This is a genomic window from Bifidobacterium callitrichidarum, assembly GCF_003129905.1.
GTDB classification, from domain to species: Bacteria; Actinomycetota; Actinomycetes; order Actinomycetales; family Bifidobacteriaceae; genus Bifidobacterium; species Bifidobacterium callitrichidarum.
The window spans coordinates 1-24176 of sequence record NZ_QFFM01000010.1; the positions used below are offsets into that span (position 1 = coordinate 1).

General features: G+C 64.0%; 16 protein-coding genes and 1 tRNA gene. 7 read left to right on the forward strand and 10 right to left on the reverse strand.

Annotated features, from left to right (window positions below; all coding sequences use genetic code 11):
* The first annotated feature begins 210 nt into the window (after positions 1-210).
* Positions 211-1053, forward strand: coding sequence for a 6-phosphogluconolactonase (gene pgl / locus DF196_RS05535; protein ID WP_109056890.1), 843 nt, complete (start codon positions 211-213; stop codon positions 1051-1053).
* Between the two features lie 733 nt (positions 1054-1786).
* On the opposite strand, the gene gndA is transcribed toward pgl, so the two are convergent.
* Positions 1787-3241 (reverse strand): NADP-dependent phosphogluconate dehydrogenase, encoded by a 1455-nt coding sequence (gene gndA / locus DF196_RS05540; protein WP_109056891.1) that lies wholly within the window; start codon positions 3239-3241, stop codon positions 1787-1789.
* Positions 3242-3337: 96 nt separating this feature from the next.
* A complete protein-coding gene (locus DF196_RS05545) occupies positions 3338-4591 on the reverse strand; it encodes a putative ABC transporter permease (RefSeq protein WP_338323320.1) in 1254 nt (417 codons plus the stop codon).
* A 401-nt stretch (positions 4592-4992) separates the two neighbouring features.
* On the opposite strand from DF196_RS05545, the gene DF196_RS05550 reads away from it, so the two are divergent.
* The 5 genes from DF196_RS05550 (at position 4993) to DF196_RS05570 (ending at position 13682) form a co-directional block, all read left to right on the forward strand.
* Entirely contained in the window at positions 4993-6651 is a 1659-nt protein-coding gene (locus DF196_RS05550) for an adhesin (protein ID WP_241519607.1), read from the forward strand.
* A 369-nt stretch (positions 6652-7020) separates the two neighbouring features.
* Positions 7021-7935: a hypothetical protein gene (locus tag DF196_RS05555; protein ID WP_109056893.1), complete on the forward strand. Its 915-nt coding sequence runs from the start codon at positions 7021-7023 to the stop codon at positions 7933-7935.
* Positions 7936-8329: 394 nt separating this feature from the next.
* Positions 8330-10864: a YhgE/Pip domain-containing protein gene (locus DF196_RS05560; RefSeq protein ID WP_109056894.1), complete on the forward strand. Its 2535-nt coding sequence runs from the start codon at positions 8330-8332 to the stop codon at positions 10862-10864.
* Complete coding sequence (locus DF196_RS05565) at positions 10861-13023, forward strand: YhgE/Pip domain-containing protein (protein WP_109056895.1); 2163 nt, start codon at positions 10861-10863, stop codon at positions 13021-13023. The genes DF196_RS05560 and DF196_RS05565 overlap by 4 nt, the downstream gene beginning before the upstream one ends.
* A gap of 41 nt (positions 13024-13064) precedes the next feature.
* Positions 13065-13682 carry a TetR/AcrR family transcriptional regulator gene (locus DF196_RS05570; RefSeq protein ID WP_109056896.1) on the forward strand — a complete coding sequence of 206 codons (618 nt, stop codon included), beginning with the start codon at positions 13065-13067 and terminating at the stop codon, positions 13680-13682.
* Positions 13683-13756: 74 nt separating this feature from the next.
* On the opposite strand, the gene DF196_RS05575 is transcribed toward DF196_RS05570, so the two are convergent.
* The 8 genes from DF196_RS05575 to DF196_RS13835 form a co-directional block, all read right to left on the reverse strand.
* Positions 13757-14317: an FMN-binding protein gene (locus DF196_RS05575; RefSeq protein WP_109056897.1), complete on the reverse strand. Its 561-nt coding sequence runs from the start codon at positions 14315-14317 to the stop codon at positions 13757-13759.
* Positions 14318-14532: 215 nt separating this feature from the next.
* Complete coding sequence (locus DF196_RS05580; protein WP_109056965.1) at positions 14533-15330, reverse strand: ABC transporter ATP-binding protein; 798 nt, start codon at positions 15328-15330, stop codon at positions 14533-14535.
* A gap of 28 nt (positions 15331-15358) precedes the next feature.
* On the reverse strand, positions 15359-16654 hold the full coding sequence (locus DF196_RS05585) for an ABC transporter permease (protein WP_109056898.1): 1296 nt from the start codon (positions 16652-16654) through the stop codon (positions 15359-15361).
* A gap of 33 nt (positions 16655-16687) precedes the next feature.
* Entirely contained in the window at positions 16688-18091 is a 1404-nt protein-coding gene (locus DF196_RS05590) for an ABC transporter permease (protein WP_109056899.1), read from the reverse strand.
* A gap of 22 nt (positions 18092-18113) precedes the next feature.
* Positions 18114-19391 carry a DUF2318 domain-containing protein gene (locus DF196_RS05595; protein ID WP_109056900.1) on the reverse strand — a complete coding sequence of 426 codons (1278 nt, stop codon included), beginning with the start codon at positions 19389-19391 and terminating at the stop codon, positions 18114-18116.
* A 93-nt stretch (positions 19392-19484) separates the two neighbouring features.
* Positions 19485-20180, reverse strand: coding sequence for an iron transporter (locus DF196_RS05600; protein ID WP_109056901.1), 696 nt, complete (start codon positions 20178-20180; stop codon positions 19485-19487).
* A 39-nt stretch (positions 20181-20219) separates the two neighbouring features.
* Positions 20220-21992: an FTR1 family iron permease gene (locus DF196_RS05605; RefSeq protein ID WP_338323321.1), complete on the reverse strand. Its 1773-nt coding sequence runs from the start codon at positions 21990-21992 to the stop codon at positions 20220-20222.
* Positions 21993-22240: 248 nt separating this feature from the next.
* On the reverse strand, positions 22241-24028 hold the full coding sequence (locus DF196_RS13835; RefSeq protein ID WP_241519609.1) for a DUF6020 family protein: 1788 nt from the start codon (positions 24026-24028) through the stop codon (positions 22241-22243).
* Between DF196_RS13835 and DF196_RS13440 the strand changes: the two genes are divergently transcribed.
* Positions 23996-24084, forward strand: a tRNA-OTHER gene (locus DF196_RS13440). The genes DF196_RS13835 and DF196_RS13440 overlap by 33 nt on opposite strands.
* The last annotated feature ends 92 nt before the right edge of the window (positions 24085-24176 follow it).

Genomic DNA, 24176 nt, shown 5'->3' on the forward strand with positions numbered 1-24176 from the left:
ACCAAGATTGACATGAATTCCATTGGACTACCCCTCAGTCGGCTTCGCCGCCAGCTCCCCTGACAAGGGGAGCCAAGGATAAAGGGCATGTCAATCCTGGTTTAACAGAGCCATATGAATTGCTCCCCTCAGTCAGCTTTGCTGCCAGCTCCCCTCAGAGAGGGGAGCTGGCACTACTCTTTTCAATACGCAAGAGGAAAAGGAACACGTATGGCGGAACGTAAACTGGTGGTTTATCCGGGCAAGGACCTGATGATTCAGGCGGGCGCGCGGCGCTTTGTGCTGACGCTGCTGGATTTGCTGAGTGAACGGTTGCCCGACGGCGGTCAGCGCAAGCGCGTGGATGTGGCGTTGTCCGGCGGTTCGGCGGCTCAGCCGTTGGGTCTGGTGCTCGCCGATCCGCTGGCGGATGCCATCGACTGGCAGCGCGTCCACTTCTGGTGGAGCGACGAACGCTTCGTGCCGGCAGACAACGCCGACCGCAACGCGCTGGAGGCCCGCAAGCTGCTGCTCGACCAGTTGGTGGCCGATGGCAAGCTGCCGGAATCGAATATTCATGAGATGGCGGCAGACGTACGCTCCGCCGAGGAGATCGCATCGGTGATGGCGGATGCCGCCAGCGACGATGCTTCCGTCCGAGCTGCGGCCGATGCCGTCAATGACACGCTGCTGGAAGCTGCCGCCCGTGCTTATGAGGACGAGTTGACGCGAGAGCTGGGACCGAAGCCGGCCATCGACTTGATGATTCTGGGCATGGGACCGGATGGCCATTACGCCTCGCTGTTCCCCGGACATGACGAGGTGCTGGTCGCCGATCGACTGGCTGTGGGCGTGAATCACTCCCCCAAGATGCCGCCGTTGCGCGTCTCGTTGACCGCGCCGCTCATCGCGCGTTCCCGTCACACGTGGTTCTTCGCGGCCGGTGCCGGCAAGGCCGAGTCGCTGGCGCACGTGTTCGCACAGCCGAACAATCCGGCATATCCGTCGTCGTTCGCCGGTGGAGTGGACGAATTCGTCTGGTTCTCGACCGAGGAGACCGTGACGAAGCTCTGAGGTGGGCGCGGGCACAGACCGTGTGCCCCGTAAGGGCATTTCACCTAAAAAAATGGGCTATCGGGGCAATATTGCTTGCCCCGATAGCCCATTTTTCGTCAGAATCGCATATGGGGGCACGGGCCTTATCACGTCATTTTGACGATTCAGACAAAAACGGCGGAATTCCAACGATTCTCATTTGCCCCGATACGCTAAAAACGCCTCAAATCAGTCTCCGGGGGCACATCGCGTGCCCCGATACTCGAATTTGATACGAAAAGTGGCTATTGGGGCACGGATTTGCATTGCGCGGAGGAACCCCAGGACCGACACGGTGACATAGCCGCTGTGAGAGGAAAATCAGGAGAGCCCATCGAGCTCTCCTCAAACCGAAAGACGAGAACACATCTTCAGAGTGCAGCTTGCCTTCATCGCCCTTGGCCCCTGCAATGCGGGGCCTGTTGCGGCAAAAATCAGCCCTGGCTCAGCGGCATATCCGCCGGCCTTCGAAGAAGAATGGAAAACCCACTGGAATGGCAGCATAACCGCCAGTCCAGTGGGTCAGTCAACAGTCCATTTGACTGTGCTCAAGCCTGAAAATCAGCTCTGCTGCTCTTCAGGCTTGCCTTCTTCGACCAGCAATTACGGACCGGCCTACGGCCGGGCTCAGATCTGGCTCGGCGGTAAACCGCCTCGCAACCGAAGAAGGCCGGAGAGCCCACAGGGCTCTCCTAAGCCTGAAATTACGAAGCTACGCTTCGATTTCAGGCTGGCCCGCTTCGGCCCACAACGTGTGGAACACACCCGGCTTGTCGACGCGGCCGTAGGTGTGGGCACCGAAGAGGTCACGCTGGGACTGGGTCAGGGCGGTGGGCAGGCGCTTGGAGCGCAGGCCGTCGTAGTAGGCCAGGGAGCTGGAGAACACCGGGGTCGGGATGCCGGCCTCGATGGCCTTCACGATCACGCGGCGCCAGGCGTCCTGGGACTCGCCGATGATCTTCTCGAAGTACGGGTCGAACAGCAGGCTCTCCGGCGGGTTGTCGCCCTTGAAGGCCTCGGTGATGCGGTCGAGCAGGAACTGGGCGCGGATGATGCAGCCGCCGCGCCAGATGCGGGCCACCTCGGACAGGTTGATGTCCCAACCGTATTCCTTGGCACCGTCCTGAATCTCGTTGAGGCCCTGGGCGTAGGCGACCACCTTGGAAGCGAACAGCGCCTTGCGCACGTCCTCCACGAATGCGGCCTTCTCCTCGCCGTTCAGGTCGATGGTCTTGTTCGGACCGGCCAGGCCTTCCTTCTGAGCGGCCTCGCGCAGCTCGCCGTGGGAGGACAGGGCACGGGCGAACACGGCCTCGCCGATGGAAGCGACCGGGGAGCCGAACTCCAGACCGGTCTGCACGGTCCAGGTGCCGGTGCCCTTCATGCCGGCGTGGTCGACGACCACGTCCACGAACGGCTTGCCGGTTTCGGCGTCCTTGTGGTGCAGGATCTCGGCGGTGATCTCGATGAGGTAGGAATCGAGATCACCCTTGTTCCACTCCTCGAACACGTCGCCGATCTCCTCGGCGTCCATGCCCAGGCCGCGGCGCAGGATGTCGTAAGCCTCGCCGATCACCTGCATGTCCGCGTACTCGATACCGTTGTGCACCATCTTGACGAAGTGGCCGGCGCCGTCCGTGCCGATGTGGGTCACGCAGGGCTCGCCGTTGACCTTGGCCGCGATGGATTCGAGAATCGGGCCGAGGGTCTTCCAGGATTCCGCGGTGCCGCCGGGCATCAGGGACGGGCCGTTGAGCGCGCCTTCCTCGCCGCCGGACACGCCGCAGCCCACGAAGTGGAAGCCCTTGGCGCGCACTTCCTTCTCGCGCTTGATGGTGTCCTTGAAGAAGCTGTTGCCGCCGTCCACGATGATGTCACCGGGCTCGAAGACCTCCTCGAGCTGCTCGATCACGGCATCGGTCGGGGCGCCGGCCTTGACCATGATGATGGCCGTACGCGGGCGCTTCAGGGACGCGGCGAACTCCTCCAGCGTCTTGGCCGGCACGAAGTTGCCCTCGGTGCCGTGCTCGTCCATCAGCTTTTCGGTACGGGAGTAATGACGGTTGAACAGGGCCACCGTGTTGCCGTGGTGGGCCAGGTTGCGCGCCAGGTTGGAGCCCATGGCGGCCAGTCCGATAACGCCGATATTTGCAGTAGCTTCGGCCATTGCCTTGCCTTTCCTTGACTTCGGTCAAACAACTGCAAGTCTATCGTTCGGCATGACCCCGCGCACGGGTCGTCTTACGCTGCCCGCGTAGCGGAATCACATACGTCCGGCCTTGGAGGGGTCGATGTGCATCGTCTGGAATCGGTCGGCCATGTAGGAATCACCGAAATGCTCGCCGAACCACATGGCGACCGGCGAATCCTGCACCTGACCGGCCATGCGCCCGTACCAGCAGTCCAGCGCCATCAGCGTGAAAACGATGTCGATCACCATGAGCACCGCGCACACCGCAGTCAGCGAGTAGCGCACCTTCCAGGGGATCCGGTTGATAAGCGCAAGCATGCGCGGCAGCAGGAACCTGACCCACACCACACCGATAAGGCCCCAGAAGAACATGTACTTGCCGGACGTGCGGCCGTCGATGGACAGCCACTGGCCGGTGTAGTCCCACGCGGTGATGCCGAACGCCACCTCCATGAACCAGCTCGTGCAGTATTCGAACGCGCCGCCGATCACCGCGGACGCACAGAAGATGAGGAACGGGTTCGCTTTCCACAACCGGTTCAGGCAGACGGTCACCAGCACGGCCCCGCAGCCGTAGATCGGCGAGAACGGGCCCCACAGCAGGCCCGCACGGTCCTGCAGTTCGCCGTGGTACAGCGCCATGTGGTAGATCGTCTCGATGACGAGTCCTCCCACGGAAGCGATGGTGAACAGCCAGAAGATATTGAAGAAGTCCAGCGCGATGTAGCCTTTGCCGGACTGGTCGCGCCCGAGCATGCCTGCGGCCACGGCGGATTCGTAGTCGCTGCGTTCGTCCATGCGCCTGAGCGCACGTTGCAGCCGACGTTCCTCTCGCAGCGACGGATCGGCCGTGACGGAAATCACGATGAGGATGACCATCTGGATGGCCGGCAACACGAGGTTCCAGCCGAGGCCTTCGAGCGCCAACGACAGCATGCCGTCCGCCAGGGTGAGCGGCATGAGCACGTACGCCCAGCGTGCGGCGTACCGGCGTCGGTTGCGCACCAGTAATACGCCGAAAATGGTCAGGCACACGGCGTTGACGATGAGCACCACCGCATGCGCCGCGGTCAGGATGAAGGTCAGGCTCAGCGCGTCCACGTGGCCGCGGCCCTCCGCGATCTCACGGATGGCGTACAGGGAGGACAGCACCAGGATGGGCAGCGTTGCCAGTCCGTCCAGCAGCACCAGCACGCCGTAGACGCGGGCCAGAATCGGCAGTCGCTTGGCATCCAGGTCCATGTCGGCGCCGTCCAGCTCAGTGGCGGCCAGTTCGGCGACCACGGCCGATTCCTCCGGGGACTCGGAAGGCGAGACTTGTGTCATACGGTGTCTCCTCATTTATGAAGCGTTATCGAATCGGCATGAGCCTATGCTGGCGACTTTTTGGCTCCCCTCTCTGAGGGGAGCTGTCGAACGAAGTGAGACTGAGGGGAGTGACACTGCATATGACTCCCCTCAGTCAGCTTCGCTGACAGCTCCCCTCAGAGAGGGGAGCCAGAAAAAGGCCATTTACATATTCGGCTTCTGCCCACGCTAGCACGCCGGGGCTTTCAGGAAACTCCCCAAAACTGTCCAGAAGGCCTTGACAGAAGTTCCAGAGACTCTTTCGGGCCATACAAGGGACCTTTGCGGCAGGAGCGGTGTACTGAAACCATCAACGCACGACGAGTGCCCACCGCAAGCGCGGGCAGCAGTAACCGCCATGCACTGTGAAAGGAATCATCATGACCAGCACGCATTCGTCCGGCAAGCGGCGGACGTCCGCCCACGGAAACGACAACCAGCATCGAGACGCCCGCCCCGGCTCGTCCAAGGCCCGCCGCACCGCACAGCTTCCGCTTGGCAAGGCCGCGGCCGCAGCGGCCGCCATCTCCCTGATCACCGGATTCGGATACGGCATGGCCGGCACCGCCATCGCCTCCAATCTGGGACTCGGCTCCTCCAGCAGCAGTTCCGCCGCGAACGGCAACGCGCAGGGCGGCATGGGCGGAGGCGCCGACACCATGACTTTCGACTACACCGGCACCTACTCCGGTGCCCTCACCGCGGACGGCAAGAAGGTCAGCTCCGACGGCGAGACCACCGAGGCCACCGAATCGGACCAGAACGTGGCGCTGGCCGAAAACGGCGGCACCCTCACCCTCACGAACGCCACGCTGAACAAGTCCGGCGATTCGGACAACGCCGACAACAACAACTTCTACGGCACCAACTCCGTCTCCCTGACCGTGGGCGAGGACTCCAAGACCATCATCTCCGACTCCTCGCTCAACGCCTCCAGCTCCGGCTCGAACGGCATCTTCGCCACGGATTCGGGCACCGTACTGGCCAACAACGTGAAGATCACCACCACGTCCGACAATTCACGAGCGCTGGACGCCACGTACGGCGGCACGATTCTGGCGAGCGCAGTCACCGCCTCCACGCAGGGCGACCACAGCGCCACCATCGCCACCGACCGCGGCGGCGGCTCCATCTCCGCCACCGATTCCACGCTTTCGACCGCCGGCTCAGGCTCGCCGCTGCTCTACTCCACGGGCGACGTGCAGGTCTCCGGGGTCACGGGCACGTCCACCGGCTCGCAGATCGCCGGCATGGAGGGCCTGAACACCATCCTCATCAAGGATTCCAAGCTGACCAGCACCATCACGGACAAGACGGCCAGCGACCCGATCGCCAACGGCGTGATCATCTACCAGTCCACCTCGGGCGACGCCGAGTCCACCACGGGCGAGCATGCCACATTCCAGGCGGCGGATTCCACGCTGAAGTCCTCGATCCAGTCCGGCTCGATGTTCTACTTCACGAACACCACGGCCGATGTGGTGCTGTCCAACACCACACTCGACTTCGATTCAAGCAAGGCGGCGCTCATCACCGCGGCCGGCAACGACTCCAACAATTGGGGCCAGGCCGGTTCGAACGGCGCGACCGTGGTGTTCACCGGCCGCAACCAGACGTTGAAGGGCGCGGTGAGCGCGGACACCATCTCCTCAGTCACGCTGAACCTGCTTGAGGGGTCGACCTGGACCGGCACGGCCTCGATCGCCGAGAACGCGAACGGATCCACCTCGGACGCCCCGATCACGGTGAACGTGGACGACACCTCCACCTGGACGGTCACCGGCGACACCACCGTCTCCGCCCTGAACGTGGCGGACGGCGGCAAGGTGGTCGACTCGGACGGCAACACCGTGACGATCGTCGCGAACGGCAAGACCGTGGCCAAGGGCACCGGTTCGGTGACCGTGACCGTCACCGGCGACTACGGCACCACGCTGCCGGACTCCGCCACCGGTGAGGACACGCAGCTCGACACGGACCTCATCGACCGCTCCGACTTCGACGACCAGTTCGACACCTCGACCAGCTGGAGCATGTGACGCCACAAACGGCGTTCCTTCGCTTCCCGCTTTGCTAGACGGCTTCTCTCAAAGCGGGGAGCCAAGGAACGAAGCCATCAGATTTGCGTCGGGTGATGCGGGGCGCACCCGACGCGCTATCCCCTCGCCCCTTCGGCCCCGCACCACGTTTCCAAACCACAACCAATAAACCAATAAGACTCCGTTAATCCAAAGTCGGCATGAACCCGATTGGACTACCCCTCAGTCGGCTTCGCCGCCAGCTCCCCTGACAAGGGGAGCCAAGGATAAGGGCGCGCCCGCATTGGTTTGACAGAGCCAATAACCACCAATCCGCGATGCTCCGAACCGCGCACTCCCGTACCAGCGGTTCATAGGAAAGGACCAATCATGAGCAACAACGACACCACGAACATCATCCCGCAGAACAACGGCGGCGAGCCGACCACCGGCTCCACCACGCCGATCACGGCGAAGTCCTCCGGCACGACCGGCACGTCCGGCGCGTATGCGGAATCCGGTCAGAGTGCCGCCCGCATCAACGGCGGCACGTCGGCTTCGGCATCCACCGGTTCGGCGGACGACCAGAGCCTGCCGCTGTCCTACACGCCACAGCAGTCCAATGCCAGCAATTATGCGGGCTCAGCATCCAGCCAGCAGACGCAGTCCGCACAGCAGTCCACCCCGTTCGCCACGGCCCCGACGCAGGGCGTGCCAGGTGCGTACAGCGCGCCTACGCAGCAGGCCGGCCAAGCCAACGCCTACTGGCAGTCCGCCGCCGCCAACGCTCCCGTGGCCCCGGCGATCCCCGGCGGCGAGGCCGCTGCGGCCGGCACGTTCTCCGGCAAGGCCATCGCATTGATCGTGGGCATCAGCTTGGTCTGCGGCCTGGTGGGCGGCCTCGGCGGCGGCATGGCGTACGGTGCGATCGCCGGCAACGGCTCCTCCTCGTCCAGCCAGCAGATGCAGATGGGCGGCGGACAGGGCGGCATGGGCGGTCAGTCCGGCAACGGCAACAGCCAGGGCGGCCAGAGCCTGCCGGGAGGCCAGTCGACCGATGGTCAGTCCTCCAGCGGACAGTCCACGGACAGCGAGTCGTCCAGCGGCTCGTCCAGCTCCGACGGCAGCAGCCAGTCGGGCCAGTCCGGTTCCGTGCCGTCCATGCCCGGCGGCCAGTCCGCTCCGGGAGGCCAGTCGACTGACGGCCAGAGCGGTTCCGCTTCGGGCCAGTCCACGGACGGCTCCTCCGAATCTTCCAGCCAACTGAACGGCACCTCCGAAGACGCGAGCACCATCCAGAGCTGATACAGCAAGGTTCCGTTAAACCAAGATTGACATGACTGTTACTGGACTACCCCTCAGTCGGCTTCGCCGCCAGCTCCCCTGCAATCAAGGATGAACTTCGTTCACGTCTTGCTAGCTCGACTACCGTCTCGCGCATCGCCTACGGACAGCACACCGTGCTGTCCGTTTCACGGCGACGCCCTGACAAGGGGAGCCAGGAGTGGAAGCCAAAGCTGACATCCATCACCAAAATAGACAGACTGCCCAGCGGCGCACGATTTGCCGCTGGGCAGTCTGCGTTTCCGGCCGCGCGCATCCCGAAATCTCCCGGCATGGCATTACGCTACTTACTGCGTAGCGCTACGTTTTCCGTATCGCTACGGGAAACGTAGCATCACAAGACCGGGGGTATGCAGTGCGCAACATTCTCAAGGTCCTCAAGCGCGACATCCTGCGCCTGCTTAAGGTGCCGACCGCCTGGGTGATCCTGTTCGGCATGGTGTTCATCCCGCCGCTGTACTCCTGGTACAACATCGTGGGCTTCTGGAACCCGTACGGCAACACCGGCGGCATCAAGGTGGCCATCGCCAACAACGACGCCGGCACGGACAACACCCTCATCGGCAAGCAGAACCTCGGCGACCAGATCGTGGCGCAGATGAAGGAGAACACCCAGCTGGGCTGGACCTTCGTGAATCAGGCCGAGGCGATGGACATGGTGGAATCCGGCAACGCCTACGCCGCCATCGTCATCCCCAAAAGCTTCTCGGATGACCTCGCCGGCGTGGTGACGGGCGGCAGCGACCGACCGACCCTGGAGTACTACGTCAACGAGAAGGCGAGCGCCGTGGCCCCCAAGGTCACGGACGTGGGCGCCTCCACGCTGGACCGTACGGTCAACTCCACGTTCGTCTCCACCGTCTCCAAGGTGCTCACGGACGTCATCAACAAGGCCGGCGACAAGGCCATCGCCAGCACCGACCAGACCAAGTCCAAGGCGCTCACGGCCCTCGACGAGGCCTCCGGCGACGTGCAGACCACGCGAAACACCATCGCCAAGCTCAACACCGCACTGGACAAGGCGCCCGGACAGACCCGCACCGCGCGCGAGGCCATCGAGGACGCGCGCAAGCTCGGCCTTGACGCCGCACAGGGCCTTGCCGGAGCATCCAAGCTCATCGGCACCACGCAGAACAGCGTCACCGATTTCATCGTGGATACCTCCGGCACCATCGACCAGGGCTCCAGCCTGCTCAGCCAGGCCGTGAACAAGGCCAACCAGAGCGTGGGCACGGTGACCGGCGCCATCAATTCGGCCAACCAGCAGGTGGGCGGGCTCATCAACACCGCCACGGACATCAACGAGGCGAACGCCGAGATCATCGCGCAGCTCAACGCACTGCCGAACGCGGACAGGGAGCCGCTCAAGTCGGCGATCGCCAAGCTGGAGCACCGCAACAGCCAGCTGGCCGGCACGCTGGGCAACCTGAGCAGCCTCAACACCACCATCGGCAACGCCGCCACGCACACGCAGGGGCTGGCGGACAACCTCAACAACGCCACGCAGACCACCATCACCGCCGTGGGCGACGCCCGCAAGACGCTGGTCTCCGGCTCGCTGCCGCAGTTCAACAACGGTCTGAACACGCTGGGCACCACCGTGGGAACGCTGGCGAACGGCGTCACTTCGCAGACCCAGCTCATCGACCAGTCGAAGAAGGTGCTGGACCAGCTGGACAAGGCCGTGTCCTCCACCAAGACCGCGCTGAAGGACACGGACTCGGCGCTGGCGGGCGTGCAGGACAAGCTCGGCACGCTTGCCACGGATATCAAGGCCCTGTCCATCTCCAATGCCCTCAACGCCCTGATGGACACGGACGGCAAGTTGGATGCGTCCAAGATCTCCAGCTTCATGCTTTCCCCCACCGTGATCAGCGAGAAGACGCTCTATCCGGTCTCCTCGTACGGTTCCGGCATGGCGCCGCTGTTCACCGCGCTGGCGCTGTGGGTGGGCGCGTTTGTGCTGGTGGTGATTCCCAAGATCGAGACGGACAGCGAGGGTATCGAGCACCTCACGCCCACGCAGGGCTATCTGGGACGACTCGCGCTGCTGTCCGTTCTGGCGGCCACGCAGGGACTGGTCACGGCCATCGGCAACCTGGTGCTGGGCATGCAGTGCGTGAACATCCCCGTGTTCGTCCTGACCTGCGTGATCACCTCACTGGTGTACATGTCGTTCATCTTCGCCATGGCCACCACGTTCATGCACGTGGGCAAGGGCCTGTGCGTGGCCTTGGTGATCCTGCAGGTGCCGGGCGCCTCCGGCCTGTACCCCATCGAGATGATGCCCAGGTTCTTCCGCGTGATCTACCCGCTGCTGCCGTTCACGTACTCCATCGACGCGATGCGCGAGGCCATCGCCGGATTCTACGACGGCAACTGGTTCCGCTACATCGGCAAACTCCTGATCTTCGCCGTGATCGCCTTCCTGCTGGGTCTCGTGGCCCGTCCAAAGATGGCGAACCTCAACCGCCTGTTCGCGCGCGAGATCGAGGAAAGCGACATGATCATCGGCGAGAAGGTGCATCTGCCCGGCAACGAATACCGCATCACGCAGGCCATCGCCGCGCTGGCCAACCATGAGGGCTACCGCAGGTCCATCGAGCGGCGTGCGGCCAGTTTCCAGCGGCAGTATCCGAAGCTGCTGCTGGGCGCACTCATCGCCGGGTTCGTGGTGCCGGCGATCCTCATCATCGTGTTCTCGCTGACCACCGGCGAGAAGATCGTGGTCATGGCCACGTGGCTCGCGTGGGTGGTCATCATCATCGGCTTCCTGATGGTGGTGGAGTTCACGCGCGACTCCATCCGCCGCCAGACCGAACTCGGCAATCTCTCCGACGAATCGATCCGCTCGATGCTGTACGAGAAGGAAGGAAAGCACGCACGATGAAAACCATCTGGAAGCTGTTCATCGGCGACGTCAGGCGACTGACCAGCAACGTGGTCTCCATCATCATCGTGATCGGCCTGGTGATGATCCCCGGCCTGTTCACCTGGTTCAACGTGGCCGCATGCTGGGATCCGTTCTCGAACATGAAGAACCTCAAGTTCGCAGTGGCGAACGTGGACGAGGGGTACAAGTCCGACCTCATCCCCATCAAGATGACCGTTGGCGACCAGGTGGTCAACGCCCTGCGCGCCAACAGCCAGCTCGACTGGACCATCACCACGAAGGCGGACGCCATCGACGGCGCGAAATCCGGCAAGTACTATGCGGCCATCGTGATTCCGAAATCGTTCAGCAAGGACATGATGACGTTCTTCTCCAGCGACGCCAAGAACGCGCAGCTGACCTATTACCGCAACGAGAAGAAGAACGCGCTGGCCCCGAACCTGCTCAACGAGGGCGCGGACGAGGTGGCGGCGGAGATCAACACCACGTTCGCCAAGACCATCACCTCCTCGGCGCTGGAGATCGCCTCGTCGCTCGCCGACCAGCTCGACCAGCCGGAAGCCAAGGAGAAGCTGGCCAACTTCAACACGAACATCGCCGACTTCGCCGCCCGTCTCAACGACACGGCTGACATGCTCGGCACGTATTCCTCGCTCACCGAATCGGCCCAGCTGCTCATGGACACGTCCAACGACCTCATCGCGCAGGCCTCGGATTCGGCCAAGCAGGCCAAGAAGGACCTGTCCGGCGCCAAGTCCGGCGTGGAGGACGTGGCGGGCGCGTTGGGCACCACCACATCCGCCATGACCGAGGCGCTCAAGACCAGCGCCGACAGCTTCGGCTCGGTCTCCGATTCCATCGACTCGCTGTACGAGGACGCGGCCGCCGGTTCCTCCACGGCCGCCGCCGAACTGGACAGCCAGGCCGCCGCCGTGGGCGAGCAGATCGCGCACTACCAGTCGATCCGCGACACCCTGGCCTCGATCCTGGGCGACAATGCGCTGACCGTGCGCATGCTGGACCGGTCCATCGCGCGGCAGACCAAGCTGCAGAACGCGCTGAGCGGCGCGGCGAGCGACATCCGCGCCGGCAACCAGCACGCCCAGGACCAGCGCGAGCAGGTCAAGGCGCTGGCAAACCAGGCCAAGGACAGCATCAACGGCGTCAAGACGGACTTCGACGAGAACGTCAAGCCGCAGATCGAATCGCTGTCGTCCACGGTGTCCGACGCGGCGACGCTGCTCGGCACCAATGCGGACACGCTCAAGGGCACGCTGGGCGATCTCAAAGATTCGGCTTCGAGCGCGGGCACGATGCTCACGGACGCGCGGGCCACGCTGGGCAAGGTCGCGGGCAAGCTGCGTTCGGCGGCCACGGAACTGACCTCGTTCACCGGCAAACTCGGCGAGGCGCTGGACACCGGTGACATGAGCATGGTCAAGGACGTGCTCGGCTCCGACCCGGAGACGCTGGCCTCCACGCTGGCCGCGCCGGTGCAGCTCAAGCGCAAGGCCGTGTTCCCGGTGGACAACTTCGGCTCCTCGATGGCTCCGTTCTACACGCTGATTCCGCTGTGGGTGGGTTCGTTGCTGCTGGTGGTGACGCTGAAGACCACCGTGTCCCGCCGTATCCGCAAGGAACTCGGCGATCCGCGGCCGCACCAGCTGTATCTGGGCCATTACGGGGTGTTCGGGCTCATCGCCTTCATCCAGGCCACCGTCTCGCTGGGCGGCGATCTGCTGTTCCTGCGCGTGCAGGCCGTGCATCCGCTGCTGTTCATGCTCTCCGGCTGGCTTTCCGTGTTCGTGTTCTCGCTGTTCATGTACACGATGGTGGTGAGCTTCGGCAACGTGGGCAAGGCCATCGGCGTACTCATGCTCATCGTGCAGATCACGGGCGCCAACGCCGCGTATCCGGTGCAGATGCTGCCCGACTTCATCTCGAAGATCTCGCCCGCGCTGCCGTTGACTCATTCGGTGACGATGATGCGCGCGGCCATCGCCGGCGTCTACGACATGGATTACTGGAAGGCCGCCGGCATGCTGCTGGTGTTCGTGCCGCCGCTGCTGCTGCTCGGCCTGCTGCTGAGGAAGCCGCTGGTGCGGTTCAACCAGTGGTATGTGGCCAAGGTGGAGAGCACGAAGGTGCTGAGTTAGCAATCCCGGATACAGGCCAGACGAAACAAGAAGAAGGAATCATGACGGCAATGGCGATGACCGCGGCTCCGCGCGCCGAACGCACGCGCAAGGCCACGGACCGCAAGCTTATGAAGGCCACGCTGCAGATCGCGGTGGAGCGTGGCATCAGCGGCGTGACCATCGAGGAGGTGGCGCGGCGTTCGGGTGTGGCCAAAACCACCATCTACCGCCGCTATCACAACGCCAATGAGCTACTGCGCGAAATCAGCGCCAGGTATCTGGTCAGCAACGAGGACACCTCGGAAGCGCCATCCCCCACGCGGGAGCATTTCATGCAACTGCTGCAGCGGCTGGTGGATTGGGTGAATGCCAACGACATCGACATCAAAAGCGTGGGCATCGTACTGTCCAGCGAAGCGGAGTTCTTCCAGCACATCGTCACTCAGGTCGTGACGCCCTGGCTGGGCACGCTCAAGGCGTTCCTGGAGCGGGGCGTTGCGCAGGGCGTCTTTCGGCGCGGCCTTGACGAGCGGCTGCTGCTGTCCACCATCATCGGCTCGCTGGTGGCGTATGAGGCGATTGAGGGTCAGGCTACGGGGGCGGCGCGGGCCACGTCGTCGCACGGGGATTGGCCGGAGCGCCTGACCGACCTGCTCTGGCCGGCGTTGCAGGCCTGAACCGACCGCCGACCGTGTTCATATAGGCGCATGTGTTGCGCGTCCGTGCAGCGACGGCACGAAACGCGCCCACGTCACTCCTGGATAGATGCCTCCTGGCGGGCGATTTCGAGGGCCTTGTTGAAGGCGTCCGAGGTCCAGCTGGCACCGGCCACCTTGTCCACCTTGAGGTCCTTCAGAGGCTTGCCGTCCACCACGCCGTTGATGGCTTTGGCGAAGGCGTCCTGATGGTTCTTGGAGATGGTGGTGAACGGGTGCCCCACGATCTCCACGTTCTCGACGTTGCCGTCCTTGATGGTCAGATGGACGTCGATGGAATCCTCGCCCACCGGACCGTACTGGCCGTTGATGGAGTAGTCGCCGTCCTTGTAGTTGCCGGTGTCCTTCTTGTCGGACGTGGTGCCGGAGTCGGAGGAGTCGGACGAATCGGACGACGAACCGGAACCCGAGGAATCCGAGCCGCTCGACTGCGACTGCTCCTCCTGTGACTTCTCGGTCTCGCCGGAGTTGCCGGCATAGTCGTCGTTCATCGGCGTGGCCTTGGACTCGCCGCATCCGGCGAGCAGCGCGCCGGCCACCACTAGACCGGCGGCCGCCAACGTGGCGGATTTCTTCAGTGCATGCATGTCAGTCATTATGCCCACCTTATCGACTCATCGCGATTGACTACCCCTCAGTCGGCTTCGCCGACAGCTTGTCCTGCAATCAAGGACGAACTTCGTTCACGTTTTGCCGGCTCGACTGTCGTCTCGCACATCGCCTATGGACAGCACACCGTGCTGTCCATTCCACGGCAATGTCCTGACAAGGGGAGCCAAGGAGAGCGACCTTATCAATCGGCTCAACGGAATCATTCCTCGCCGCCGGTTTTGGCGGCCTTGGTGGGGTCGGCGAATCCGATGGCGGTCTCGCCGGTCTGCGCGCCTTCGACCTGAGCACCGGTGGAGGCCGGCTTGCCGCCGGCCGCCTCGTAGGCCTCGCGGGCCTTCTCGTCGTTCCACTTCTCACCCACGAGCACGCCGTGGTTGAGCATGATCTCGCGCTCTGCACATGAAGCCACCAAGGCGTCGTGCGTGACCACGATGATCGTGGTGCCCTGCTCGTGCAGCTGGCGGAACAGGTCGAGCACGATCTTCTCGTTCTTCTCGTCCAGATTGCCGGTCGGCTCGTCGGCCAGAATCAGTTTCGGCTCGTTGATGAGCGCGCGGGCCACGCACACGCGCTGCTGCTCGCCGCCGGAGAGCTGGCCGGGCAGGTGGTGGGCGCGGTCCTTCAGTCCAACCTTCTCCAGCGCCTCAAGCGCCTGCTTCTCATCCACGACCGAATGGTAGTACTGCGCCACCATCACGTTCTCCACGGCCGTCAGGTGCGGCACCAGGTAGAACTTCTGGAACACCAGGCCGATGAGGTTCTTGCGCACGTCCGCCAGCTGGCCGGCGTTGAGGTCCTCCAGCTTGCGGCCCTCGAGCTTCACCGAGCCCTTGGACGGGGTGTCCATGCAGCCGATCATGTTCATCAGCGTGGTCTTGCCGGAGCCGGACGAGCCCACGATGGCGAGCCATTCGCCCTGCGGCACGGTCAGGCTCAGGTCGTCCACGGCATGCAGGTCGCCGTAGATCTTCGAGATATGGTCGAGTTCAAGCAGCATATCCATGGTCATTTTCCTTACGTTAGCGTTATTCCTCGCGCAGCACGACGGCGGGGTCGATGCGCGTGGCCCGGTGCACGGGCGGGATGGAGGCGATGACGGCCACCAGCGCGGCGAGCACCACGGATGCGGCGCCCAGCCACCAGTTGAAGCCGATGGACCGTTCAAACACGGCCACGCACAGCCATTGGGCCAGCCCGTAGCCGATGGCTGTGCCGAGAAGACCGCCGATCAGGCCGTACATGGCCGATTCCACATAGAACTCGGTGCCGATGGCGGCGGAGCTTGCGCCCAGGGCCTTCCTCAGACCGATCTCGTTGCGGCGCTGGGAGACAATCGAGCTGATCGTGGTGCCCACGCCCACGAGCGTGAGGACCAGCACCACCAGCGAGACGATCCAGAACAGGGTCTGCAGCATGGTGATGATGCGGGTGTCCGAGGAGGTGATCTTGGTGACCTGCTGCGCCTTGACATGCATCGAGGTCATGTCGTTGATGCTCTTGACGAGGGCGCTGAGGTCCTCGGCTCCGGCCGAGTACTCGATGACGTCCACGCCGCGGCTGGTGCCGGTGAGCTTGTCCACGTCGGCGTTGGTGGCGTAGATGATGGAGTCCTCGCTGCCACCGGTGTCCACGATGCCGGCCACGCGGAATTCGGTGCCGGAGGTGTCCATGATGTCGCTGGAGACGCGGCCGTCCTGCGTGGGCTGGTCGGAGGGGGTCTGCGACTGAGTGGCGTCGGACGAGGACGAATCCGAGGAGTTGGAAGAATCGGCGGAACCGGAAGCATCAGTACCGGAGGAACCTGACGTGGAGGAAGACGTGTTGTCGGACGCACGGTAGCCGATGGTGATGCCGCTGCCGACCTGCAATCCCATGGCGTCGGCCACGTCGCGGCCGATGAGCACCTTGCCCTCGGACGGCCACGCACCGTCCACCACCCAGTGATGGTTGAGGTTCCGCACCTCGGAAACGTCGATGCCGGCCATCACGTAGGGCGCGGCGTTGACGCGCACGTTCTCGTACCGGTAGGCGGCGTGCTTCTCGGAGCCTTTGGCCGCCACCATCTCGGTGGTGTGCTCGACCATTGCCTTGTCGATGCCGGCCTTGCCGTCGGCGCCGGCCTCGGTGGGGGTCACGATGAGGTTCGCGCCGTACGCGCGCATCTCCTCGTTCATCTGCTGGGGCACGGCGATGCAGATCATCGCCAGGCAGAACAGCGTGGCCGCGCCCACCAGCGAGGCCACCACGGCCATGACCGCACGCGAACGGCGGCGGAACACGGCACTGAACAGCATCCTGAAGAACATGCCGGTATTGGTCATCGGCGGTCTCCCTTCACACGTTCATAGACGGACTCAGCGGCCATGGAGCACCTCCGCGGGCTTGAGACTCAGAATCGAGCGGATGGACGAGGCGGAGGCCAGCAGCACGGTGATGGCGAGCAGCACGAACACCAGCACGAACACCATCGGGCGCATCGTGATGCCCGAACCGAACACCACGTGCCCAATCAGCTGGGCCACGCCGGAACCGAGGCCTGCACCGACGAGCGCACCCAGCAGCGAAATCGCGGCCGTCTCCGCCATCATCAGGCGGGAGACCGCGCCGTCCGTGGCGCCGATGGCCTTGAGCAGCGCCAGTTCCGAGGACCGCTCGCCGATGGAGGCGACCATGAGGTTCGCCACGGCCACAGCCGCCGCGATAAGGCTCAGCACGGTCATCAGAATCATCACAGCCTGCGTCTTCTGCAGCACGTTGCCCTGCAGCGCGGCCACCTGACGCACCTGCTTGGCCACCGCGCCCGGAATCACCTCCTCGATCTGGTAGGCGATGGAGCTCGGATAGGCGGTGCAGTACCAAACTTCCCACTCGTCCTGGCTCAGCGCGGCCGGGTTCTTGGCGGCCTTGCGGGCCAAATCGTTCTCCGGTGTGGTCAGGGCCTTGACCTCGATCTTGTTCACCGAGTCGGGCAGGCCCACCAGGTCCTGGAGCTGGTCGGAGGAAACGTACATGGCGCTGTTGTCGTCATCGCCGGAATCGTAGACGCCGACGATCTTGAAATCGATGGACTTGTTGCCGCGCATCAGCGAGACGGTGCCGCCGATCTGCACGGCGGCCTCGTCCTCATGGCCCTGACCGGCGTCGACGCCGAGCGATTTGGCGAGGTCCTTGCCGATGACGGCTTCCTTGGTGCCGTCCTTGGGCCAGCGGCCCTCAAGCTTCCACCAGGAGCGCATGCCTTCGACGCCCACCACCGTGGTTTCGCCGGAGGCAAGTTTGAGGCTCTTGTTGAACCAGGTGCCAACCACCGGCACGTTCTTCTTCGTGGGGTAGTCGGCCAGGCTCACCGACCAACCATCGCCCTCGGTCACCGGCTTGGTGTTGACGGCCGTGACGTGCTGGTTCAGTTCGGGCGCGAAATTGGTGATGTTAAACGCCCAGAAAATTGTCTTGATCTTGGCGGCGTCCGACTCCTTGAGGAAGGACGTCGGGTCGCTGGCGGATGCCGAACCGCCCGAGGTGCCCTCGTCGGATCCGCCGGTGTTGTACAGGTCGGAGACCACGGCGTCGGACTTGGGCTGCACGACGATGTTCGAACCGTACGTGGACAGTTCGGCGTTGAGCTTGTCGCCCACGTCGAACACGACGCCGAGCATCGAGACGCTCACCGTGGCGGACAGGCACACGGTCAGCGCGATGAGCAGGCGCCGGCGCAACTGGCGCGTGAACGACCGCGCGATCATTCGCAGAAAGAACATGATTCTTGCCTCCTGCCTGATTTCACTGGAAGTGGGCGCTCAGGGCGTCCAGATCGGCGGTTTGGATGGTGATCTTGCCGTTGCCGGTCTTGTACGGGAACGGGATCGGGTTGCATCCGCCCTTGAAGCCGATGGTGGCCAGGTTGATGGCGACCTCGCACTTCTTGCAGATGATCTTGCCGTCCTTCTCGTAGTAGCCCGCGTCACCGCAGTTCTCGCAGGCGTCCAGGCCGATGCCGTACGCGCCACCGTTCTTCTTGATGATGATGAAGCGCATGACGGTGCCGTCCTTGGCCTTGTATTCGAAGCGGTGCAGATGGCCGTCCTCGACCTGGCTGAACGGGATGGTGGCCACGCCGTCCTGGAGCGAGTAGGCCTCGGGCTCGGACAGCGTGATGGTCTGGTGGGTGGCGGCCACGCCCGCGGTGAGCGTGGCGGTGACGCCGATCATGGCGATCAGGCTCCAGACGGTCGCGGAGATGGCATGGCGGCGGAACGCCTTGTGGCGGCGCAGCGTGGCCTCGTTGGCGCCGGGCACGTTGTGGGTCTTCATGCGGAAGCCGGCCACCACCGAAGCCACCGCGGGCACCACAAACACCAGGGCCTGCGCCATGATCATCGCGGTGTTGTGGTTGATGGACCAGGCGAGGGCCACGAACATCATGTGGTTCATCGGGAAGCCGCGCGCCTGCAGGATCTGGGCCAGACCGGTGAAGTGCTGGACGAGCAGGATCGCCATGACGGCGACCACGGACACGGTGAACGCCCAGCGCACCGCCGTGGTGCGCATGGTACGGAAGATGGCAGCCACCACGATGGACATGGCCGCGCCGAGCACGAAGCCGAGGGCGCGCAGCAGCATGGCGGAGGTGAAGGCGGTCTCGCCCGGCTCCACCCAGATGGTCAGCTGCAGGATCACGTCCGGCAGGGCGTAGAAGACGGTAAGGGCGATCTGCACGGCGGCCACCGCGTTGGCCACGTGCATCCAGAGCGCGTGCTTGTCCCAGTCATGCGTGATGCGGCGCGCGCACAGCACCACGGCGATGGCGAGCACGTCCACGATCACGGCCACCACGAGCACCGGGTAGTTGACGAATGTGCGCTGGTTGATGACGGCCGTGGCGCGCAGGGCGGCGAACGCCACCGCGGCGACGAGGCCGATGACGAGGCCCCACAACCGCCAGTGGGCGCTGAGCGGTTTGTCGCGGCCCTCGCCCACGGTGAGCATCACGCTCAGGCACATGACCAGCAGTGCGGGGGCCAGCGTCCCCGGCATCACCGCTACGAATTGTTCGAGCATTCGCGCCCTTTCCTAGAACCGTATAAGTTAACCCCACAAAACAGCGAAAGCTCCCCTCAGGCTGAGGGGAGCAGATTCGCTACATGGTTTCAATCACCATTGACGCGGCGTGTAATCCCAGTTGTCGAAGGTGACCTCGATGGGCTCGGTCCAGAAGTGGCCCTTGACGCCGGTCTCCGGGTCGACGTGGAGCATCCAGCCCTTCTTGGCCGGGGACTCGATGGAGAGCTTGAGCTGGTAGGTGCCGGCCTTGTCGAGCTTGACGTTGGCGCCGTAGTGCGGACCGTCGGAGGCGTTCATCTGCATGAAGGTACCGGAGGTGGCGGTGCCGCCCTCGACTTCCTTGCCGGTGGACTTGTCGATGATGGTGTAGTTCACGGTCAGGTCAGGGATGAAGTCGCCCTTGCCGTAGCCCAGCTCGGTGGCCTTCTCGTTGCCGTGGATGTCGGCCTCGAGGTGGAAGGAGGCGTCGGCGGCCTTGAGGCCCATGGAGGACGGCTCCATATCGATCGGCTGGAAGTAGACGGCGCCCACGGTCAGCGGGCCGGCCTCCTGATCCTGCTCCTCGGCGGTGCCGGACGGGCCCACCGGGACCTCCTCGAAGCCGGCGCCGGCATCGGAGGCGGTGTCGCTGGAGTCGGAGGAATCGGACTTGGTGTCCGACTGGGAGGAGGTGTCCGACTTGGTGTCGGAGGTGGCGTTGGTGGAACCGCAGGCGGCCATGGACAGGGTCATGGAGCCGGCGAGCAGCAGGCCGAGCAGCGCTGCGATCTTCTTGTTCTTCATCATTTCTCTTCCTTTGGTATTTGGATGAAATATTGGCAAAAATCAGTGGGTTTCGGCAGCGGCCTGGGCCTTGAGCCTGCGCTGCTTGATGAATCCGACCACGAACAGGGCGATCACGGCGATGGCCGCGATGACCTGGGCCACGATGCACTCGACGTACGGGTAGAAGCCGAGCCAGTCATTGGTGGGCAGGCCCTGGATGTAGTTGGCGGGCAGTGCGTCGCCCTCGATGAGCGAGTGCACGCCGCCGCCGGCGAAGACGACCACGAGCACGGACATCAGAATCGACGTGACGAGGAAGAACGGGCCGATCGGGATCTTCACCGACGTGAATCGGATGATCAGGAAGATGAACACGAGCACCACGGCCGCGGCGATGCCGCCGACCCACATGCCGTGGGTGTCCTGGCTCATCGTGTAGATCGACTGGTAGAAGATCACGGTTTCGGCACCTTCACGGAACACAGCGAGGAAGCTCAGCATAGCCAGCGAGACCACGGTGCCGAACGCCACGTGCTCGCCGGACGCGACCTGCGCGGAGACGGACTTGACGGCCGCCTCGGTCTTGGTGCGAATGTACCGGTTCCAGGCCTCCACCGAGGACTTGTTGAGCATCCAGTTGCTGGTCCACAGCAGCATGCCCATGGCCACGAGCGCGCAGACGCCCTCCATGATCTCCTGAATCGGGCCGGAACCGCCGAAGGCGAGCACGAAGATCACGGCCACCAGGCCGGCGCCCGCGAGGCCCGCGAGCACGCCGAGGTAGATCCACTTGGTGAAGCGCTTGTTGCCGGACTTGACGAGGTAGGCCACCACGGCGGCGACCACGAGCAGCGCCTCGAGACCCTCACGGATGAGGATGAGGAACGCCTGGCCGACCGCGCTGGTGATGAGCTTGGTGAAGCCGCCTTCCTTGTCGGCCGCACCGCCGTCGAGGATGCCGGCGTCCTTGACGAGCATGGCCTTGAGGTCGTCGATGAGCTTCTTGGTGCTCTTGAGGTCGGCGCCGGTGTTCATGGACTTGCGGCACATCTTGAACTGGTATTCCACCTGCGAGACGCGGCTGCCGCTGATGGCGTTCATCACGTTCTTCTCGAAGCCGAGCTTCTCGTAGTACTGGTAGTAGGCGTTGTTGACGAGCGTGGCACCCTTCGCTCCATCACCCTTGGCATAGGCCTTGTAGGCGTTGTCGAGAATCGGGGTCATCTCGTTGGCCACGTCGGTCCAGGAACGGTTGCCTTTGCCGGGGTTCTTCTTTTTCTTGGCGTCGAGCTCCTTGCGCTCCTTGGCGAGCTGGGCCTGCAGGGCCTCGGCGTAGGCCTTCGGCTTGGCGAGCTGCGTGTTGGCGTCGAGCTGCTGGGCGGTGGCGTCGAGGTCGGCGGAGAGCGCGTCGATCTGCTGGCTCATCTGGTCCTCGTTGCCGGGCACATAGGTGAGGTCCTGGATGGACTGGAACGCCTGCTGCTGGGCGAGCTGCTTGTCCGAACCGATGGTGTCGCGCACCACGGCGGTGAAGTTGGAGGCCACGTAGATGGTGTTGTACGCGGACATGACCTCGGAGGTGGAGCCGGCGGTGTTGCCGTCCTTGTAGGTCTTGAGGCCCTGGGCGAGCTGCTTGTCCATCGCCTTGGCCACATCGGTCCAGGTGGCGTAGTCGGTGACGCTGGAGCTGGAGCTCGACGAGTCGGAGGAGGAGTCGGAAGAATCGGCGAAGGCCTGCTGCGGAATCATCGCGGCCGGTATCGCGACGGCGAAGATCATGGCGAACACGAACGCCAACGCGGCGAGCGCACGCAGCGGCGAGCGACGAAGCATGCTGAATTCCTCTCTCATGGGCATGGTTCAAAGCTTTCAAACCACCTACGCAATATAGAGAAAAAAATTCTTCGGCAACAGTCTTGATTTTTAGGTTTAGTCGAGGTATTGGAAGCTCCGATACGCGGAAATTGGAAGGATAAAATGTCTCACCATACGGACTGACGGCGAGCGAGGCGGGCTCCGGGTCACGACGAGACCATCATTCGGACAACGGCATCACGTCAGAGGCGGGCAGTCTCGTGGAGTCAGGGGCGGGCCTCCCGTGTCGGAGCCGGCATCGAGCCCAAATCAGTCGTCTGCCCGGCGACGAACGGCAGGGCCGCGAACAACGGCAGCGTGAAGTACACCGGAATCGGGTACCAGAATAGCGCTTCCGGTGAGGCGTACAGCGAAAACACGGTGAAGAACAGCAGCCCATACGCGGCGAGCGCGGGGGCGACGGGATTGCCGCGATGACCGCGATCACCATCGTCGCGGCGCTTCGGCCATGCCCGCCACGCCACGGCCCGCACCAGCAGCGCAAGGCCCACGGCCAGCGGGATCCCGGTGACGTACAGGGCCATCGCGGTCAGCGGATTGTCCTTGCGCACCCAGCGATGCACCGACTTGAGGATGCGGCGCTGCCATTGCGGCCGGCGGGACGCGCCCATGAACGGCGCGAGGTCGCGGTCGACGGCGGCGATGCGTTCGGCGGCGGGTACGTCGGCGTCTTCGTCGGATGCGGCGGTCTCTTGTCCCGTGGTTCCGGTGACGCCTGCCGTCTTCGCGGCTGCAGTATCGCCGTCAACCTTGGTCTCAGTGACGGCATCGACGCCGGCATCGGACTTTGCCTCGGACGTTCCGGCCGTCACTCCAGCCTTGACCTGGCTCCTATCCCGCGAGCCTGCGTTCGCCGCGCCTTCTGGCAGGAACGTCGCCCACTGTCTCAGGTAGCCGGGCGTGAACAGATAGTCGGAGTCGGTGGGGTACGCGAAGTTGAGCGCGGGATCCCACCAGGCGCGGATCGGACCGGCGTAGGCCTTGGCGTAGTCGGCCGGATGAGCCAGACCGAGCTCCGCCCACGTGCGGAGGGCCGCGAGCTTTTGGGCCGCGGTCGGCTGCGGATGCTCCCGTAGGGTGGCGAACGTCTCGTTGGTGCGGTGCGGGTTGAGGGTCGCGGCCGCTTGGTCAAGGTTCATGACGGCGTTCAGCCGGGCGCGCTGTGCCGCGGTGATGGCGTTGGGGTCGTCGGGATGATCATGCGCGACCTGGGCGACCGGCTGGGTGACGAGTCCCCAGACCTCGCGTCCGGGCGATGGGTTCGCGTGCGTGGCTGCGGCGGCGAGCGGCGACCATACGGCCTGGGCAAGCAGGATCGCGACGGCAAGGCACGCGAACGCGCGGAATCTGGGTTTTCCCTTCCGGCATACCGCCAGCAGCCCACAGCCGGCGCACAGTACAATCACGAGGGCCGTGCGTTTGGAAACGATGGAGGCAAACAGCAACATCACAAACACGATTGCTGCCGGGCGACGTTCGAGCACCCGCCCGCGCGTGAGGCAGATTTCGGAGAACACCACGGCCAGCGGCAGGAAGAAGACGGTGTGCAGGGAGTCCTTGCCCATCGTGGTCACGGAACCGACCACCACATAGCTGGTGGCGAGGTACATCAGGGAGAGACCGATGAGCCATCGCGGGGCGCCGAGTTTGCGGATATAGCAGAGGGATAAGGCGGCACCGGTTGCGAGCAGTGCGGCTTGTACGGCGGTGTATACGGCCTGCCCGGCGAGCGGGGAGCCTCCGCTGAGCGCCTCGCCGAGATGCCAGAACAGGCCGAACGTCAGGGTGTCGAAGAGCGGATGCTGGGTGTAGTAATGGTGGATTCCCGAGGCCTGGAGGTATTGGGCCACGGTGTCGTCGCGCATGGAGCCGGGCCAGGTGAGCGCGATCCAAGGCAGCCAACAGACGATGAGCGTCAGGAGATACGGGAGGAAGCGGGATTTGAGTGCGGCGGTCAGCGTGGAGGGATGGCGGGCGGCAAGCCAGGTAAGCACTGATTGCATGATTTGGGGCAGCTGCCTCACGAGTTCGAATCTCGTATCCTCCGCCACGTTCACCGCAAACGCCTCTACATGCCGCATGGTTTCACAGCGTAAGGCGCACCATTATGTTCCGCGCTGCGAGGCACCAAAAATTCACGGC

What these genes read in the sequence shown, in the direction of transcription:
- pgl (WP_109056890.1), top strand. Translation starts at nt 211, where the DNA reads ATGGCGGAACGTAAACTGGTGGTTTATCCGGGCAAGGACCTGATGATT.
- DF196_RS05565 (WP_109056895.1), top strand. Translation starts at nt 10,861, where the DNA reads ATGAAAACCATCTGGAAGCTGTTCATCGGCGACGTCAGGCGACTGACC.
- DF196_RS05600 (WP_109056901.1), bottom strand. Translation starts at nt 20,180, where the DNA reads ATGATGAAGAACAAGAAGATCGCAGCGCTGCTCGGCCTGCTGCTCGCC.
- DF196_RS05570 (WP_109056896.1), top strand. Translation starts at nt 13,065, where the DNA reads ATGACGGCAATGGCGATGACCGCGGCTCCGCGCGCCGAACGCACGCGC.
- DF196_RS05580 (WP_109056965.1), bottom strand. Translation starts at nt 15,330, where the DNA reads ATGCTGCTTGAACTCGACCATATCTCGAAGATCTACGGCGACCTGCAT.
- DF196_RS05575 (WP_109056897.1), bottom strand. Translation starts at nt 14,317, where the DNA reads ATGACTGACATGCATGCACTGAAGAAATCCGCCACGTTGGCGGCCGCC.
- DF196_RS05555 (WP_109056893.1), top strand. Translation starts at nt 7,021, where the DNA reads ATGAGCAACAACGACACCACGAACATCATCCCGCAGAACAACGGCGGC.
- gndA (WP_109056891.1), bottom strand. Translation starts at nt 3,241, where the DNA reads ATGGCCGAAGCTACTGCAAATATCGGCGTTATCGGACTGGCCGCCATG.
- DF196_RS05585 (WP_109056898.1), bottom strand. Translation starts at nt 16,654, where the DNA reads ATGACCAATACCGGCATGTTCTTCAGGATGCTGTTCAGTGCCGTGTTC.
- DF196_RS05595 (WP_109056900.1), bottom strand. Translation starts at nt 19,391, where the DNA reads ATGCTCGAACAATTCGTAGCGGTGATGCCGGGGACGCTGGCCCCCGCA.
- DF196_RS05550 (WP_241519607.1), top strand. Translation starts at nt 4,993, where the DNA reads ATGACCAGCACGCATTCGTCCGGCAAGCGGCGGACGTCCGCCCACGGA.
- DF196_RS05590 (WP_109056899.1), bottom strand. Translation starts at nt 18,091, where the DNA reads ATGTTCTTTCTGCGAATGATCGCGCGGTCGTTCACGCGCCAGTTGCGC.
- DF196_RS05605 (WP_338323321.1), bottom strand. Translation starts at nt 21,992, where the DNA reads ATGCTTCGTCGCTCGCCGCTGCGTGCGCTCGCCGCGTTGGCGTTCGTG.
- DF196_RS05545 (WP_338323320.1), bottom strand. Translation starts at nt 4,591, where the DNA reads ATGACACAAGTCTCGCCTTCCGAGTCCCCGGAGGAATCGGCCGTGGTC.